This is a genomic window from Vibrio sp. YT-19(2023), from assembly GCF_033337395.1.
Window position 1 is genome coordinate 14,457 of record NZ_JAWOQN010000011.1, and the last position, 15,260, is coordinate 29,716.

General features: G+C 45.7%; 13 protein-coding genes and 4 tRNA genes. 16 read left to right on the forward strand and 1 reads right to left on the reverse strand.

The window, feature by feature from the left end; translation table 11 throughout:
- Positions 1 to 11 precede the first annotated feature (11 nt).
- From ispF to rpoS, 6 genes are all read left to right on the forward strand, one after another.
- The gene (gene ispF, locus R7E78_RS10230) at positions 12 to 488 is read left to right on the forward strand and encodes a 2-C-methyl-D-erythritol 2,4-cyclodiphosphate synthase (protein WP_005380896.1); all 477 of its coding nucleotides are present in this window, start codon (positions 12 to 14) and stop codon (positions 486 to 488) included.
- Positions 489 to 533: 45 nt separating this feature from the next.
- Positions 534 to 1,577, forward strand: coding sequence for a tRNA pseudouridine(13) synthase TruD (truD, locus tag R7E78_RS10235; protein WP_047103165.1), 1,044 nt, complete (start codon positions 534 to 536; stop codon positions 1,575 to 1,577).
- Complete coding sequence (surE, locus tag R7E78_RS10240) at positions 1,577 to 2,353, forward strand: 5'/3'-nucleotidase SurE (protein ID WP_047103164.1); 777 nt, start codon at positions 1,577 to 1,579, stop codon at positions 2,351 to 2,353. The genes truD and surE overlap by 1 nt, the downstream gene beginning before the upstream one ends.
- On the forward strand, positions 2,353 to 2,979 hold the full coding sequence (locus tag R7E78_RS10245) for a protein-L-isoaspartate(D-aspartate) O-methyltransferase (protein WP_005380892.1): 627 nt from the start codon (positions 2,353 to 2,355) through the stop codon (positions 2,977 to 2,979). The genes surE and R7E78_RS10245 overlap by 1 nt, the downstream gene beginning before the upstream one ends.
- A 13-nt stretch (positions 2,980 to 2,992) precedes the next feature.
- Complete coding sequence (locus R7E78_RS10250) at positions 2,993 to 3,916, forward strand: peptidoglycan DD-metalloendopeptidase family protein (RefSeq protein ID WP_262640688.1); 924 nt, start codon at positions 2,993 to 2,995, stop codon at positions 3,914 to 3,916.
- An 80-nt stretch (positions 3,917 to 3,996) separates the two neighbouring features.
- Positions 3,997 to 4,983 (forward strand): RNA polymerase sigma factor RpoS, encoded by a 987-nt coding sequence (gene rpoS, locus R7E78_RS10255; RefSeq protein WP_005380887.1) that lies wholly within the window; start codon positions 3,997 to 3,999, stop codon positions 4,981 to 4,983.
- Between the two features lie 82 nt (positions 4,984 to 5,065).
- Here the strand turns inward: rpoS and mutS are convergent, their stop codons facing one another.
- Positions 5,066 to 7,627, reverse strand: coding sequence for a DNA mismatch repair protein MutS (gene mutS / locus R7E78_RS10260; protein ID WP_033907432.1), 2,562 nt, complete (start codon positions 7,625 to 7,627; stop codon positions 5,066 to 5,068).
- Between the two features lie 84 nt (positions 7,628 to 7,711).
- On the opposite strand from mutS, the gene pncC reads away from it, so the two are divergent.
- The 10 genes from pncC (at position 7,712) to R7E78_RS10310 (ending at position 15,260) form a co-directional block, all read left to right on the forward strand.
- Positions 7,712 to 8,194: a nicotinamide-nucleotide amidase gene (pncC, locus tag R7E78_RS10265; RefSeq protein WP_005383794.1), complete on the forward strand. Its 483-nt coding sequence runs from the start codon at positions 7,712 to 7,714 to the stop codon at positions 8,192 to 8,194.
- Positions 8,195 to 8,394: 200 nt separating this feature from the next.
- The gene (gene recA / locus R7E78_RS10270; protein ID WP_005380874.1) at positions 8,395 to 9,438 is read left to right on the forward strand and encodes a recombinase RecA; all 1,044 of its coding nucleotides are present in this window, start codon (positions 8,395 to 8,397) and stop codon (positions 9,436 to 9,438) included.
- A 127-nt stretch (positions 9,439 to 9,565) separates the two neighbouring features.
- A complete protein-coding gene (gene recX, locus R7E78_RS10275) occupies positions 9,566 to 10,033 on the forward strand; it encodes a recombination regulator RecX (protein ID WP_017633543.1) in 468 nt (155 codons plus the stop codon).
- 142 nt (positions 10,034 to 10,175) lie between these two features.
- A complete protein-coding gene (gene alaS / locus R7E78_RS10280; protein ID WP_047103161.1) occupies positions 10,176 to 12,758 on the forward strand; it encodes an alanine--tRNA ligase in 2,583 nt (860 codons plus the stop codon).
- A gap of 212 nt (positions 12,759 to 12,970) precedes the next feature.
- Complete coding sequence (locus tag R7E78_RS10285) at positions 12,971 to 14,158, forward strand: aspartate kinase (protein WP_005383803.1); 1,188 nt, start codon at positions 12,971 to 12,973, stop codon at positions 14,156 to 14,158.
- A 92-nt stretch (positions 14,159 to 14,250) separates the two neighbouring features.
- A complete protein-coding gene (gene csrA, locus R7E78_RS10290; protein WP_004415691.1) occupies positions 14,251 to 14,448 on the forward strand; it encodes a carbon storage regulator CsrA in 198 nt (65 codons plus the stop codon).
- Positions 14,449 to 14,781: 333 nt separating this feature from the next.
- Positions 14,782 to 14,873, forward strand: a tRNA-Ser gene (locus tag R7E78_RS10295).
- A gap of 31 nt (positions 14,874 to 14,904) precedes the next feature.
- A tRNA-Arg gene (locus R7E78_RS10300) sits at positions 14,905 to 14,981 on the forward strand.
- A gap of 29 nt (positions 14,982 to 15,010) precedes the next feature.
- A tRNA-Ser gene (locus R7E78_RS10305) sits at positions 15,011 to 15,102 on the forward strand.
- A gap of 85 nt (positions 15,103 to 15,187) precedes the next feature.
- A tRNA-Arg gene (locus R7E78_RS10310) sits at positions 15,188 to 15,260 on the forward strand.

Sequence of the window (15,260 nt, forward strand, 5' to 3'; positions counted from 1 at the left end):
AAGGATAGAAAATGATTCGAATTGGTCATGGTTTCGATGTACATAAATTCGGTGGTGAAGGCCCAGTCATTATTGGTGGTGTAGCAATCCCTTATGAGCAAGGTTTGATTGCTCACTCAGATGGCGATGTAGCGTTGCATGCGTTAACGGATGCTCTGCTGGGCGCGATTGCTGCCGGCGATATTGGTCGTCATTTCCCAGATACGGATGATAAATGGAAAGGCGCAAACAGTCGTGAATTACTGAAAGACGTTTACCGTCGAGTTAAAGAGCAAGGCTACCGTCTTGGCAATGCTGATGTAACCATCATGGCACAAGCGCCTAAAATGGCACCACACATTGACGCAATGTGTGCGGCGATAGCCGAAGACCTAGAAACCGACATTAGTAACATTAACGTAAAAGCGACGACGACAGAACGTCTCGGTTTTACTGGACGCAAAGAAGGCATTGCAACGGAAGCCGTTGTACTTCTGTTTAAGCAATAACTAGCAATTTGCTCCTCTAAGCTGTGATATCAGCGGAAACACATCATGTCAGACATTTTATCTTCATTGGCTTACCTAACGGGTAAGCCAGTTGCATCGGCAAAAATTAAAGCGCAGCCAGAGCATTTTCAGGTTCGCGAAGATTTAGGTTTTGCCTTTACGGGCGAAGGCGAGCACTTAATGGTTCGTATCCGTAAAACGGGCGAGAACACCAGCTTCGTTGCTAACGAGTTAGCAAAAGCCTGTGGTGTTCAGTCGAAAGACGTTAGCTGGGCGGGTCTTAAAGACCGTCATGCGGTGACGGAACAGTGGTTAAGTGTCCATTTACCAAAAGGTGAAACGCCAGATTTTTCAGCGTTTTTGGCTCAATACCCAAGTATCGAAATCCTTGCAACAGATCGTCACAATAAAAAACTGCGTCCTGGTGACCTAGTAGGGAACGAGTTCGTGGTTACTTTGTCTGAAGTGACAGATATAGCGGATGTAGAGCAACGTCTTGAAAAAGTGAAACAAGTTGGCGTGCCAAACTACTTTGGTAGTCAGCGTTTTGGTAACGATGGCAACAACCTTGAAGAAGCACGTCGATGGGGACGCGAAAACGTTCGTACCCGCAATCAAAACAAGCGAAGCATGTATTTATCAGCGGCTCGTTCGTGGATTTTCAACCGCATCGTTTCAGCTCGTCTAGAGAATTGTGTGTTTGATAAGTTCATTGATGGTGACATTGCACAGACGAATTCTGGCACTCAGTTGATTGATGCAAACAACATCACTGATTTGCAAGTGCAATTTGCACAAGGTGAAGCGGCAATTACCGCTGCGCTTGCTGGCGATAATGCACTGCCTACTCAAGCCGAGGCTCTGGCATTAGAGCAACCGTTTTTAGACGAAGAGCCTGACCTCATGGCGTTGATTCGTGGTAATCGCATGCGCCACGATCGTCGCGATATTGCGCTGAAGCCAAAAGATTTAGCTTGGACGGTTGAAGGTAACAACATTACGCTGACTTTCTCACTGGATGCGGGATCTTTTGCGACCTCTATTGTTCGTGAGTTAGTTAATGAGGTTGAAGTAGAAAGAGAATACTAATGGAACAGGATTCACGAAACCCGAAGCCCTTAAGAGTCTTAATCAGCAATGATGATGGTGTTCATGCACAAGGGATTCATGCCCTCGCTGATGAGTTGAGAGATATCGCCGAAGTGACCATTGTCGCACCTGATCGAAATCGTTCAGGTGCTTCGAATTCACTCACATTAGAACAACCATTACGCGTGACTGAAATTGCCCCAAATATCTACTCAGTGCAAGGCACGCCCACGGATTGTGTGCATTTCGCGCTGAATGAGCTAATGAAAGATGATTTGCCTGATCTTGTTCTGTCAGGAATCAACCATGGCGCTAATTTGGGTGATGATGTTCTTTATTCTGGAACAGTAGCAGCCGCCATGGAAGGTCATTTCCTTGGCGTTCAGTCGGTGGCTTTTTCTCTAGTGGGTAAGCGACATTTCGAATCCGCCGCTAAAATTGCACGTCACATTGTACAACAGCATTTAGCGTCGCCGATTCCAACGAATCGTCTACTGAACGTAAACGTGCCTGACTTACCATCAGAGAATTTAGGTGAAATTGAAGTTACGCGTTTAGGTGCACGTCATCACGCAGAGAATATGATCAAGCAGAAAGATCCGAGAGGCCATGACATTTATTGGTTAGGGCCACCAGGAAAGGAGCAAGATGCAGGAGAGGGCACGGACTTTTATGCAATTGAGCATGGCCGAGTTTCAATGACGCCTCTGCAAGTTGATCTCACCGCTCACGAGTCGCTGCGTGCTATGGATAGTTGGTTAAAGGAAGAGAAGTAATGAGTAACCCACATGCTGACAGGTTGATAGCGTTTCTTATCTCCAGTGGCATCAAAGACCAAAGAGTTCTGGATGCTATCCAACGCTTGCCACGAGAAAGCTTTGTTTCTCAAGCGATGATGCACCAAGCCTATGATAACAATGCGTTACCAATTGGTCAGGGACAAACTATTTCTCAGCCTTATATCGTTGCGCGTATGACCGAGTTGCTTGAGCTAGAGCCGGCGAGTCGTGTTCTGGAAATCGGAACGGGATCGGGTTATCAAACCGCGGTACTGGCGCAAATTGTTGATCATGTATACTCCGTTGAGCGAATTAAATCGTTGCAATGGGAAGCAAAGCGTCGCCTGAAGCAATTGGATATTTACAATGTTTCAACTAAGCATGCTGATGGGTGGCAGGGCTGGGAAGCGAGAGGTCCTTTCGATGCTATTATTGTTACCGCTGCCGCTGAAGTGATTCCCCAAGCTCTTCTCTCACAATTAAGAGATGGCGGCAAAATGGTCATTCCTGTTGGAGATACGGAGCAACAGTTATTAAAAATAGAGCGTAAGGGAGACGAATATCTCTCTACCGTTGTAGAAATGGTTCGGTTCGTACCTCTGGTTGCGGGTGATTTAGCTTAAGGGTTGGGGATAGGTGAATAAGTTACTACGTCATATTGGTATTAGCTTTGTGTTTGCTGCAGGACTAGTTGGTTGTGCAGCGCATTCCCCTGCACCTGTCTCTAGCCTAAAAAAAGACTATTCAAGCCTTGAAAGAGGGAGTTACAGAGGGAGTTATTATGAGGTAAAAAAAGGCGATACGCTTTACTTCATAGCTTATGTCACAGATAAAGATGTAAATGATCTTGTTCGTTACAATGAGTTAACTCAGCCTTACACTATCTACCCAGGACAGAGGCTAAAACTTTGGGCTCCGAAATATGTCGCCCCTAAATATGGTCAAAAAGTTGAACCCGTTGTGGCTCCTGTTGTTACGCCCCCCCCAGCTCCAGTGACGAAAACATCAACAGCCTCTAAACCTAAACCTTCGAGTAAAAACTCTAGTCAAAAACCTACAGAGACTAAGCCTAAAGTCGTACAAAAACAGCCTCCAAAGAAGGTTGAACAATCGAAAACAAAGGAGTATGTTGGTTCAAAAGATAACCCAAAAGTGAAGCAAAAAGCGCCAACTACCACAGCAAAGAGTGATAAAGTCTCAAAGTGGTTGTGGCCAACAAAAGGGAGAGTAATCAAGAACTTTTCGGCGGGAGAACAGGGAAATAAAGGTATCGACATCGCAGGACAGCGTGGTCAACCTATCGTTTCAACCGCAGCCGGCACAGTCGTTTATTCAGGCAATGCGCTACGAGGTTATGGCAACTTAATTATAGTAAAGCATAACGACAATTATTTAAGCGCATACGCACATAATGACAAACTGCTGGTCACAGAAGGACAAAGCGTAAAAAGCGGACAAAAAATCGCTACCATGGGTAGTTCAGGTGCAAAGTCGGTCAAACTACACTTTGAAATTCGCTATCAAGGTAAATCAGTGAATCCAAAACGCTATTTGCCTTAAAACTTTGAAAAACAACTTGCGACATCATTTAGCGACATATTGAGTTGTCATGTCTTGCTAACTCGCCAGGGGGAGGCGTTATGAGTATCAGCAACACAGTAACCAAAGTTGAAGAGTTTGCATTTGATAATGCGTCAGTGAAGACCATTGATAACGAACTCGAAAGATCATCATCCACAGAAAGCAAAGCGACTGCGCGTGAAGAATTTGACGCGAGCAGTAAAAGCTTAGATGCAACTCAGTTGTATTTGGGCGAAATTGGCTTCTCACCTTTACTTACTGCCGAAGAAGAAGTGCTTTACGCAAGACGCGCCCTACGTGGCGACGAAGCGGCACGCAAACGTATGATCGAAAGTAACCTACGTTTGGTTGTTAAGATTTCTCGTCGATACAGTAACCGTGGTCTAGCACTACTCGATCTGATTGAAGAAGGTAACCTCGGCTTGATCCGAGCGGTCGAAAAATTCGACCCAGAACGTGGTTTCCGTTTCTCTACTTACGCAACATGGTGGATCCGACAAACGATAGAGCGAGCGTTGATGAACCAAACTCGCACGATCCGTCTACCTATCCACGTAGTGAAAGAGCTGAACATTTATCTGCGTACTGCGCGTGAACTTTCTCAAAAGCTCGATCACGAACCGACCGCAGAAGAAATTGCTGCTCAATTAGATATTCCAGTCGAAGACGTAAGCAAAATGTTACGCCTTAATGAGCGTATTAGCTCTGTCGACACGCCAATCGGTGGTGACGGTGAGAAAGCGCTGCTGGATATTATTCCTGATGCAAACAACTCTGATCCAGAAGTTTCGACTCAAGATGACGACATCAAATCATCGTTGATTCATTGGTTAGAAGAGTTGAATCCGAAACAGAAAGAAGTGCTTGCACGTCGCTTCGGCCTACTAGGCTACGAGCCTTCGACGCTGGAAGAAGTTGGTCGAGAGATTGGTCTGACACGTGAGCGAGTACGTCAAATACAAGTGGAAGGTTTACGTCGTCTTCGTGAAGTCCTAATCAAACAAGGTTTGAATATGGAAAACTTATTTAACGTAGAAGACGATTAAATAATCCGTATTTCACTAGATACGCAAAAGGCTATGGTTCCCCATAGCCTTTTTTCTTTTTTGCTCGTTGGTGTGAGTCTGTTTACAGCATCTTCTTCAAGCGATACAGCTCTTCAAGAGCTTGGCGTGGCGTTAAGTCGTCAGGATCAATACCTGACAGAGCTTGTTCGACCTCGCTAGGCTCTGGAATCAGGCTCAACTGGTTAGCCACATCTACTGCACTTGGACGCGGTGTGTCACTGTTTTGCCCCAGTTGCTCTAGCTGAGATAGCTTGTTACGCGCATTTTTGATGACCGTTTTTGGTACGCCAGCTAAGCCCGCAACAGCCAAGCCGTAAGACTTACTTGCCGCACCTTCTTGAACTGCGTGCATAAAGGCAATGCTGTCTCCATGCTCTACGGCATCCAAGTGAACGTTCGCTAAGTTTGGCAGTTGGTTCGGTAACTCTGTTAATTCGAAGTAGTGAGTTGCAAATAGGGTCATCGCACCAATTTGTGTTGCGAGCCATTCCGCACTTGCCCAAGCTAAAGACAGACCGTCGTAAGTACTAGTACCGCGTCCGATTTCATCCATTAGCACCAAACTGTTCTTAGTTGCGTTGTGAAGAATATTGGCTGTTTCGGTCATTTCTACCATGAAGGTCGAGCGGCCAGATGCAAGATCATCTGATGCACCAATACGAGTAAATATACGATCTAAAGAACCAATCTGTGCGGATTCTGCCGGTACATAAGAGCCGATATGTGCCATCAATGCAATCAGCGCAGTTTGACGCATGTAGGTTGATTTACCACCCATGTTTGGACCGGTGATGATCAACATCTTACGGGCTGGGTTAAGCTCAATTGGGTTCGCGATGAACGGCTCTGTTGTTACTTGTTCTACGACTGGATGACGGCCAGCTTGAATGTGAATTCCTGCGTCTTTCACAAGCGTTGGGCGGCAGTAATCTAACGAATCTGCACGCTCTGCAAGGTTTTGTAATACATCTAGTTGAGACAGAGCAGAAGCTAGGTTTTGCAGCTTCTCAAGGTTTGGCATCAATAGATCAAACAGTTCTTCCCACAACTGTTTCTCAAGTGCTAACGCTTTAGATTTCGAGTTAAGTACTTTGTCTTCGTGTTCCTTAAGCTCTGGGATGATGTAGCGTTCAGCGTTTTTGAGTGTTTGGCGACGTACATAATGCGGTGGAACCAAATGGCTCTGGCCACGGCTCACTTGGATAAAGAAGCCATGAACGTTGTTATAGCCTACTTTAAGCGTATCGATACCGTGTCGTTCACGCTCATCTCGCTCAAGCTGCTCAAGATATTCTGTTGCACCGTCTGCCAATTTTCGCCATTCATCGAGCTCCGCATTGTAGCCTTCAGCGATGACGCCACCATCACGAATAACAACCGGCGGATTTTCTTTAATCGCGCGTTCTAACAGGTCACATACTTCGTCAATCGGAGCTGCATACTTCGCCAATTTCGTTAGGTACGGATGGGTCAAAGAAGCGGTGACAGATTCTAGCTCTGGTAGCTGTTGCATGGCATTGCGAAGCCTAGCCATATCGCGAGGGCGAGCAGAGCGTAATGCAAGGCGCGCTAAGATACGTTCAATATCACCAATTTGCTTTAACGTTGGTTGAAGATCGGCAAACAGAGCTTGTTCTTTAATCTCACCAATTGCATCAAGACGATTGTTTAACGTTTCAATGCAACGCATAGGCTGATGCAACCAACGCTTCAGCATTCGGCTGCCCATCGGAGTTGCACAATGGTCGAGTACTGCAGCGAGCGTGTTATCGGTTCCGCCTGCTAGATTTTGAGTAATTTCCAGATTACGTCGGGTAGCAGCATCAAGGATGACGGATTGATCCTGATGATCAAACGTTAAAGAGCGAATATGAGGTAAAGCCGTACGTTGAGTATCTTTTACGTACTGGATCAAACAACCAGCAGCACATAACCCTAAGGACGCATGTTCTACACCAAAACCAACCAGATCTTTTGTGCCAAATTGTTGATTGAGTTGTTGCTTAGCCGTATCAAGCTCAAACTCCCAGACTGGGCGACGACGGTTACCATTGCGGCTCGCCATTAAATGTACAGGTTCAAAATCTTCTGGGAACAGTAGCTCACGTGGTGCAGTGCGTTGAAGCTCGGCTGTCATCGCTTCTTCAGTTTCTGGTTCTGTCAGTTGGAAGCGACCAGAGGTGACATCCAGCGTCGCATAACCGAACTTACCGTTGTGATGGTAAATTGCTGCGATTAAGTTATCGACACGCTCAGAAAGCAGCGCTTCATCCGTCACAGTACCTGGTGTCACGATACGCACAACTTTACGTTCTACCGGGCCCTTGCTGGTGGCCGGATCGCCAATCTGTTCACAGATCGCCACAGACTCACCAAGCTGAACAAGTTTTGCCAGGTAGCCCTCTACGGCGTGAAATGGCACACCCGCCATTGGGATAGGTTCACCTGCAGACGCACCACGTTTGGTCAATGAAATATCAAGAAGCTGAGAAGCTCGCTTGGCATCATCGTAAAAGAGTTCGTAGAAATCGCCCATGCGGTAGAACAGCAAAATCTCTGGGTTCTCAGCTTTTAGCTTGAGGTATTGCTGCATCATCGGAGTGTGTTTTTGTTCAGCTTTCACAGGTAAGTTCTTTTGTTTATTTCCGTAGCGGCTTAGGATACGTGAATCCCTATCAAGTAAAAAGAGACAAAGGGCATTTTGGCTATGGAAAAAACAACAAAATTGAGTGCCGATTTAGGCGCATTATTGGCTAAACACGGGCATGTTTTAACGACCGCAGAATCATGCACTGGTGGTGGTGTTGCAACCGCCATTACTGACATTGCTGGTAGTTCAGCGTGGCTTGACCGTGCGTTTGTCACCTACAGTAATGAAGCGAAAATGGAGATGCTTGGTGTGCAAGCTTCAACGTTAGAAGCGCATGGTGCAGTGAGTGAGCCAGTTGTGATTGAAATGGTACAGGGTGCAATTAAAAACTCAAATGCCACCATCGGTGTATCCATCAGTGGTATTGCAGGGCCGGGTGGTGGCAGTGAAGAGAAACCAGTCGGTATGGTCTGCTTTGCTTTTGCTGATAACCAAAGTTGGCAGCAAGTAGAAACCATGCATTTCTCTGGTGACCGTGCAGAAGTTCGCAAAAAAGCGGTCGAGCACGCGTTGACTCAATTGTATCAACATCTGCTCTAGAATTTCTTAACTTGTTTTAGCCCAGCATTGATAAGGGCTAGAGCAAATCATGACTTTAGGTCAGCCAAATTTTTTTCATACAGGTATGGACACTGTATGAATCAACAGTATAATAACTTTCATTGCTGAGCAGTTCTTCTGCTTAAGAAAAATGAATTACTATTCGTCGCCCAAAGAAGATGAATAAATCGGAGAAAGTAATGGACGAGAACAAACAGAAAGCGCTCGCCGCTGCGCTAGGTCAAATTGAAAAGCAATTCGGTAAAGGCTCTATCATGCGCCTTGGTGATAACCGCGCAATGGACGTAGAAACCATCTCAACGGGTTCTCTTTCTCTTGATATCGCTTTGGGTGCTGGTGGTCTACCAATGGGTCGTATCGTAGAAATCTACGGCCCAGAATCTTCAGGTAAAACAACATTAACGCTTGAGCTTATTGCTGCTGCGCAACGTGAAGGCAAAACGTGTGCGTTTATCGATGCAGAGCACGCTCTAGATCCTGTATACGCGAAGAAACTTGGCGTTGATATCGATGCATTGCTAGTTTCTCAGCCAGACACAGGTGAGCAAGCGCTAGAGATCTGTGACGCACTTGCACGTTCTGGTGCTATCGATGTTATGGTTGTCGACTCTGTCGCAGCACTAACACCGAAAGCAGAAATCGAAGGCGAAATGGGCGATAGCCACATGGGCCTGCAAGCACGTATGCTTTCTCAAGCAATGCGTAAGCTAACGGGTAACCTAAAGCAGTCTAACTGTATGTGTATCTTCATCAACCAAATCCGTATGAAGATTGGTGTGATGTTTGGTAACCCAGAAACAACAACAGGTGGTAACGCACTTAAGTTCTACGCTTCTGTTCGTCTAGATATCCGTCGTACTGGCGCAATCAAAGAAGGTGACGAAGTCGTAGGTAACGAAACGCGCATCAAAGTTGTTAAGAATAAGATTGCAGCACCATTTAAAGAAGCAAACACACAAATCATGTACGGCCAAGGCTTTAACCGCGAAGGTGAACTTGTCGATCTAGGTGTGAAGCACAAGTTAGTTGAAAAAGCCGGTGCTTGGTATAGCTACAATGGCGATAAGATTGGTCAAGGTAAAGCGAATGCATGTAACTACCTGCGTGAGCACCCTGAAGTGGCTAAAACTATCGATACAAAACTGCGTGAAATGTTGCTAGCGCCAGCACTTGCGGAAGCGCCTGAAGCTGGTGAAGCGCCAGAGCAAGCTGAAGAGTTTTAATCTCTCATAGATTAATAAATGACAAAGCCCTGCAATGCGGGGCTTTGTTGTATCTATTGAAATCAAAAATCGAATTATCACAAAGGCCATTGAGAGCCTGTACAGCAAAAATACTTTTAGGATCATCATGTACCAAAAACGCCAGGCGCCAACATTATCGAGCAAAGAGGCTGCTATACAATTGCTTAGCCGTCGCGATCATGGTCAGTATGAGCTTTACCAAAAATTATCGATGAAGGGCTATGAAGAATCAGACATCGACATCGCAATTAATTTTTGCCTAGACCATAACTATTTAGATGATTTACGTTACGCGAAGAGTCAAATTAGACAGCATGTATACAAAGGACATGGAGAGCGTCGAATTCGTCAAGAGTTAAACCAGAAGCGTGTTGCGGAATCGGTGATTGAGCAAGCTATGGCTGAAGAGCCGCAAGATTGGTTTGAACTGGCTAAACAGGCGGCAGAAAAGAAATTCAAAGGTATTAAAGCCAAAGACCAAAAAGAGTACGCAAAACAAGTTCGTTTTCTGCAGTATCGCGGCTACAGTTTTGACCAAATCAGCTACGCGCTGAGCTTTGAGGACGAAGATTAACGGTCAGTCGTCCGCACTGATTTTTGTTTTGCTTCAAATTTTTTCTCCTACTCCCTCTTTTCCTCAAGAAAACTAGTCTCAGCTGTTTGCATGATCTACAATACGGCAAAATTCTAACTCGACTATTTTCAGGAAGAGCTGCATGTACATGAGCACTGATGAGGTTCGTAACGCGTTCCTCAAGTTCTTTGAGAGCAAAGGACACCAAATCGTAGAAAGTTCATCGTTAGTTCCACATAACGACCCAACCCTGCTGTTCACAAACGCAGGTATGAACCAATTTAAAGATTGTTTCTTAGGCTTAGAAAAACGAGCCTACACTCGAGCGACTACGGCTCAGCGTTGCGTACGTGCTGGTGGTAAACATAACGACCTAGAAAATGTTGGCTTTACTGCTCGTCACCACACATTCTTTGAAATGTTAGGCAACTTCAGCTTTGGCGATTACTTCAAAGAAGATGCGATCTCCTTTGCTTGGGAATTCCTAACCGAAGTTCTTAAACTGCCAGCGGATCGTTTATTGGTAACTGTTTACGAAACCGATGACGAAGCGTTTGACATCTGGAACAAAAAAGTTGGCGTACCCGCTGATCGTATTGTTCGCATTGGTGATAAAGAAGGCGGCAAGCCGTACGAGTCTGATAACTTCTGGCAAATGGGCGACACTGGCCCTTGTGGTCCATGTACTGAAATCTTCTACGATCACGGTGAGCACATCTGGGGTGGCCGTCCTGGCACGCCTGAAGAAGATGGTGACCGTTTCATCGAGATCTGGAACAACGTATTCATGCAGTTCAACCGTCACGCAGACGGGACTATGGAACCGCTACCAAAACCATCGGTAGATACTGGTATGGGTATCGAGCGTATCTCTGCAATCATGCAGGGCGTTCACTCAAACTACGAAATCGATGTATTCCAAGCTCTTATCAAAGCAGCAGCAGAAGTGATCGGTTACGAAGACCTATCAAACCAATCACTACGCGTTATCGCTGACCACATCCGTTCATGTTCATTCCTGATCGTGGATGGCGTTATGCCTTCAAACGAAGGTCGAGGTTACGTATTACGCCGTATCATCCGTCGTGCAGTTCGTCACGGTAACAAGCTGGGCGCACAAGGTGCATTCTTCCACAAGTTGGTTGGCGTTCTAGCTGACATCATGGGTACGGCTGGTGAAGAGCTGAAGCGTCAACAAGCTGTGGTTGAAAAAGTACTGCGTATCGAAGAAGAAAACTTTGGTCGTACACTTGAGCGCGGTATGGCGATTCTAAACGAAGCACTAGATAACCTAGACGGTAAAGTACTAGACGGCGAAACCGTATTTAAACTTTACGATACTTACGGCTTCCCAGCTGACTTAACTAACGACGTAGCACGTGAGCGTGAGTTCGCAATCGACGAAGAAGGTTTCGAGAAAGCGATGGAAGAGCAGCGTCAACGTGCGCGTGAAGCGGGTAACTTCGGTACTGACTACAACGCAGCAATCAAAGTTGATACGCAAACAGAATTCTGTGGTTACACAGGTACTAAAGGCTCTAGCTCTGTAGCGGCGATGTTCGTTGAAGGCAACGAAGTAGAATCTCTATCTGCAGGCGACAAAGCAATCATCGTGCTTGGTGAGACACCATTCTACGCAGAGTCAGGTGGTCAATGTGGTGACGCTGGTGAAATCCGTACTGAAGCTGGTGTATTCTGTGTTGAAGACACTCAAAAGCTAGGTAACGCAATCGCACACCACGGTGTAATGGCAGAAGGCGTTCTAGCGAAAGGCGACGAAGTAGCAACTATCGTTGACGCAGAGCGTCGCGCAGCTATCTCTCTAAACCACTCAGCAACGCACTTGCTACACGCAGCACTTCGCCAAGTTCTTGGTGAGCACGTAACGCAGAAAGGCTCTCTAGTGAAAGCTGACAGCCTACGTTTCGACTTCTCACACCTAGAAGCAGTAACTGCAGCAGAACTGAAAGAAGTTGAGCGTCTAGTTAACGCGCAAATTCGTCGTAACCACACGATTGAAACCAACGTGATGGACATTGAGTCTGCTAAGAAGAAAGGCGCAATGGCTCTATTCGGCGAGAAGTACGACGACGAAGTACGCGTACTGTCTATGGGTGACTTCTCGACAGAGCTTTGCGGTGGTATTCACGCATCAAGCACAGGTGATATTGGCCTATTCAAAATCACTTCAGAAAGCGGCATTGCTGCAGGTATTCGACGTATTGAGGCGGTAACAGGCGAGGCTGCATTAGACGCGATTGAAGCTCAAAACGCGAAGTATGAAGAGAAACTGGCAGAATCTGCACAGAAAGCAAAAGCGCTAGAGAAAGAAGTGCAGAAGCTAAAAGATAAGATGGCAGCAGCAGAAAGCGCTAACATCATGGGCAAAGCGGTTGAAGTCAATGGTACAAAAGTTCTAGTCGCAGCTCTTGAAGGCGCTGACAGCAAGAACCTACGTACTATGGTTGATGACATCAAGAACCAAATGGGGTCTGGTGTCGTACTGCTTGCCAACGTAACAGGTGACAAGGTTGGTCTGATTGCTGGTGTGACTAAAGATCTAACTGGTAAAGTAAAAGCTGGTGATCTAGTTAAGATGATTGCTGAGCAAGTCGGTGGTAAGGGCGGTGGTCGTCCTGACATGGCTCAAGCTGGTGGTACTGATGTAGCCGCACTACCAGAGGCAATTAAAACAGTTCAGCCTTGGTTAGAAGAGCGCTTATAAGCTTTTAACTACTAAAATTACGCTCAATCAAGTTTCTTTGATTGAGCGTAATTTTTTTTAGCAGCCAAGTGGTTTAATTGACCAAAAGTTAACCGAGTCATTTAGGCTATTTGGTTTTTGTTGTAACTACTGCTTATATAATTTTTCTAAAAGGAAATACTGAAGATGTAAGCAGTTCTAAAGAGACTTCGGTCTTGGGAAGGTGAAGACTGGTGAAAAAGCCCCTTATCGTGCAAAAGTTTGGCGGAACCTCAGTGGGTTCAATTGAAAGAATCCACCAAGTTGCTGAACACATCATTAAGGCGAAAAATGATGGCAATCAAGTTGTTGTTGTCGTGTCTGCAATGTCAGGCGAAACAAACAGACTGATGGACCTCGCTAAACAGATAGATAGCGTGCCTACAGCTCGAGAACTTGATGTTTTGCTCTCTGCTGGTGAGCAAGTGTCAATGGCACTGTTAGCAATGACACTCAATAAATTGGGTCATGCTGCACGCTCGCTTACCGGAGCACAGGCGAATATTGTGACGGATAATCAACACAATGACGCAACGATTAAACACATTGATACTAAGACAATTCTGGGATTGCTTGAGCAAGACCAAATCGTGATTGTTGCAGGCTTTCAAGGTGTGAATGAGAACGGGGATATCACCACATTAGGTCGAGGTGGCTCAGATACGAGCGCAGTGGCACTGGCAGGCGCATTGCGCGCTGATGAGTGTCAAATCTTTACCGACGTTGATGGTATTTATACTTGTGACCCACGTGTAGTGAAAAACGCGCGAAAATTGGCGGTTATCGATTTTCCTTCCATGGAAGCGATGGCAAGCCGAGGCGCGAAAGTATTACATTTACCTTCAGTGCAATTTGCATGGAAGAATAATGTGCCACTGCGCGTGCTTTCGACATTTGATGTTAATGAAGGCAGTCTGGTAAAGGGGGAGTTAGGCAATCAAGCCGTCTCTGGTATAGCCATCCAACGTGACCTTGCCATAATCGAAGTCGATAAAGAACATTTATCTAGTGCTACAAAACAATGTCAGATGTTGGGTATCGACATTTGGAATGTGATCGAGGAAACAGAACGGGCAGGTATCATGATAAAACAAGATGCATGTGCCAAGTTCGATCTGGTGTTCAGCGACAAAATCCGTAATAGTGAAGTGGTAAGCCTGTTGACCGCAGTGGGGCTTGAGGCCAATGGAATGGTAGAGCACGCATGCGATTTGTTGGCAAAGCGAGATATTGAGATCAATTTCAGCGCAACGAATGCACTCACTATGATGCTAGTTTTAGCACCCGAATGTGTGGATACAGCAGCAAACATTCTGCATGATGCTTACATTACGTCTAGTGAAGCATTAAACATTCAACAAAAACATGCCTTTTTAGGCTGATTTTCGCTAACAAGGTAGTTTACGAAAATATAACTTTTGTTGGATAATAGCTTTGTAGCAAGAAAATTTAGAGATTACTCAAGGAGCAAAGAATGCTAATTTTGACTCGCCGCGTAGGCGAAACACTGATGATTGGTGATGAAGTGACTGTAACTGTACTAGGTGTTAAAGGTAACCAAGTGCGTATCGGCGTTAACGCTCCGAAAGAGGTTTCAGTTCACCGTGAAGAAATCTACATGCGCATTCAAGCTGAAAAAGGCAATGGCAACGTTGCTTCAGGTAACTACTAAGTCGCTCCTGTTTACAGAGCTTAGTTTGAATGAAAAAGGCTAACCGAAGGGTTGGCCTTTTTAGTTTTTACTTTTTTTGAAAATTTGCAGAAACTATTGTGTTGAGTATGGCTGTGAATTCATCAATAATGTTGATTCGAACTTCAGAAAGTTATTTGAAAATAAATGTCTTTTTTTCAGAGAAGACTCTCTTTTTTCATCATAATAGAGTGATAAAGTTCGTTTAATAGTCACTTTGATTAAATCAGCAACGGTTAAGCCAGTTTCGTAGATTTTTTCAAAGAAAGTGTTTGACATATTTTCGGTAAAACGTAATATGTGCCTCCGCAAGACGGTGAGGTGGCCGAGAGGCTGAAGGCGCTCCCCTGCTAAGGGAGTATACGGTTTATCCCGTATCGAGGGTTCGAATCCCTCCTTCACCGCCATTCTTGCAACGTTGATTTATCAACAAAAAGTGCGTCCTTAGCTCAGCTGGATAGAGTACCTGGCTACGAACCAGGCGGTCGGAGGTTCGAATCCTCCAGGACGCGCCATATCTCTTTTGAGATATAACAATGAAAACGGTGAGGTGGCCGAGAGGCTGAAGGCGCTCCCCTGCTAAGGGAGTATACGGTTTATCCCGTATCGAGGGTTCGAATCCCTCCTTCACCGCCATTCATTGACTGGCCCGATGGCCTTTTTTTTGTTTCGTAAGAAATGAATGTGATTTACTTCACAACTTCTTAGCAAGAAGATCTGCGCGTCCTTAGCTCAGCTGGATAGAGTACCTGGCTACGAACCAGGCGGTCGGAGGTTCGAATCCTCCAGGACGC

Excerpts from the sequence above, each read along its gene's own strand:
- ispF (WP_005380896.1), top strand. The coding sequence starts at position 12 with ATGATTCGAATTGGTCATGGTTTCGATGTACATAAATTCGGTGGTGAA.
- truD (WP_047103165.1), top strand. The coding sequence starts at position 534 with ATGTCAGACATTTTATCTTCATTGGCTTACCTAACGGGTAAGCCAGTT.
- surE (WP_047103164.1), top strand. The coding sequence starts at position 1,577 with ATGGAACAGGATTCACGAAACCCGAAGCCCTTAAGAGTCTTAATCAGC.
- R7E78_RS10245 (WP_005380892.1), top strand. The coding sequence starts at position 2,353 with ATGAGTAACCCACATGCTGACAGGTTGATAGCGTTTCTTATCTCCAGT.
- rpoS (WP_005380887.1), top strand. The coding sequence starts at position 3,997 with ATGAGTATCAGCAACACAGTAACCAAAGTTGAAGAGTTTGCATTTGAT.
- pncC (WP_005383794.1), top strand. The coding sequence starts at position 7,712 with ATGGAAAAAACAACAAAATTGAGTGCCGATTTAGGCGCATTATTGGCT.
- recA (WP_005380874.1), top strand. The coding sequence starts at position 8,395 with ATGGACGAGAACAAACAGAAAGCGCTCGCCGCTGCGCTAGGTCAAATT.
- recX (WP_017633543.1), top strand. The coding sequence starts at position 9,566 with ATGTACCAAAAACGCCAGGCGCCAACATTATCGAGCAAAGAGGCTGCT.
- alaS (WP_047103161.1), top strand. The coding sequence starts at position 10,176 with ATGTACATGAGCACTGATGAGGTTCGTAACGCGTTCCTCAAGTTCTTT.
- csrA (WP_004415691.1), top strand. The coding sequence starts at position 14,251 with ATGCTAATTTTGACTCGCCGCGTAGGCGAAACACTGATGATTGGTGAT.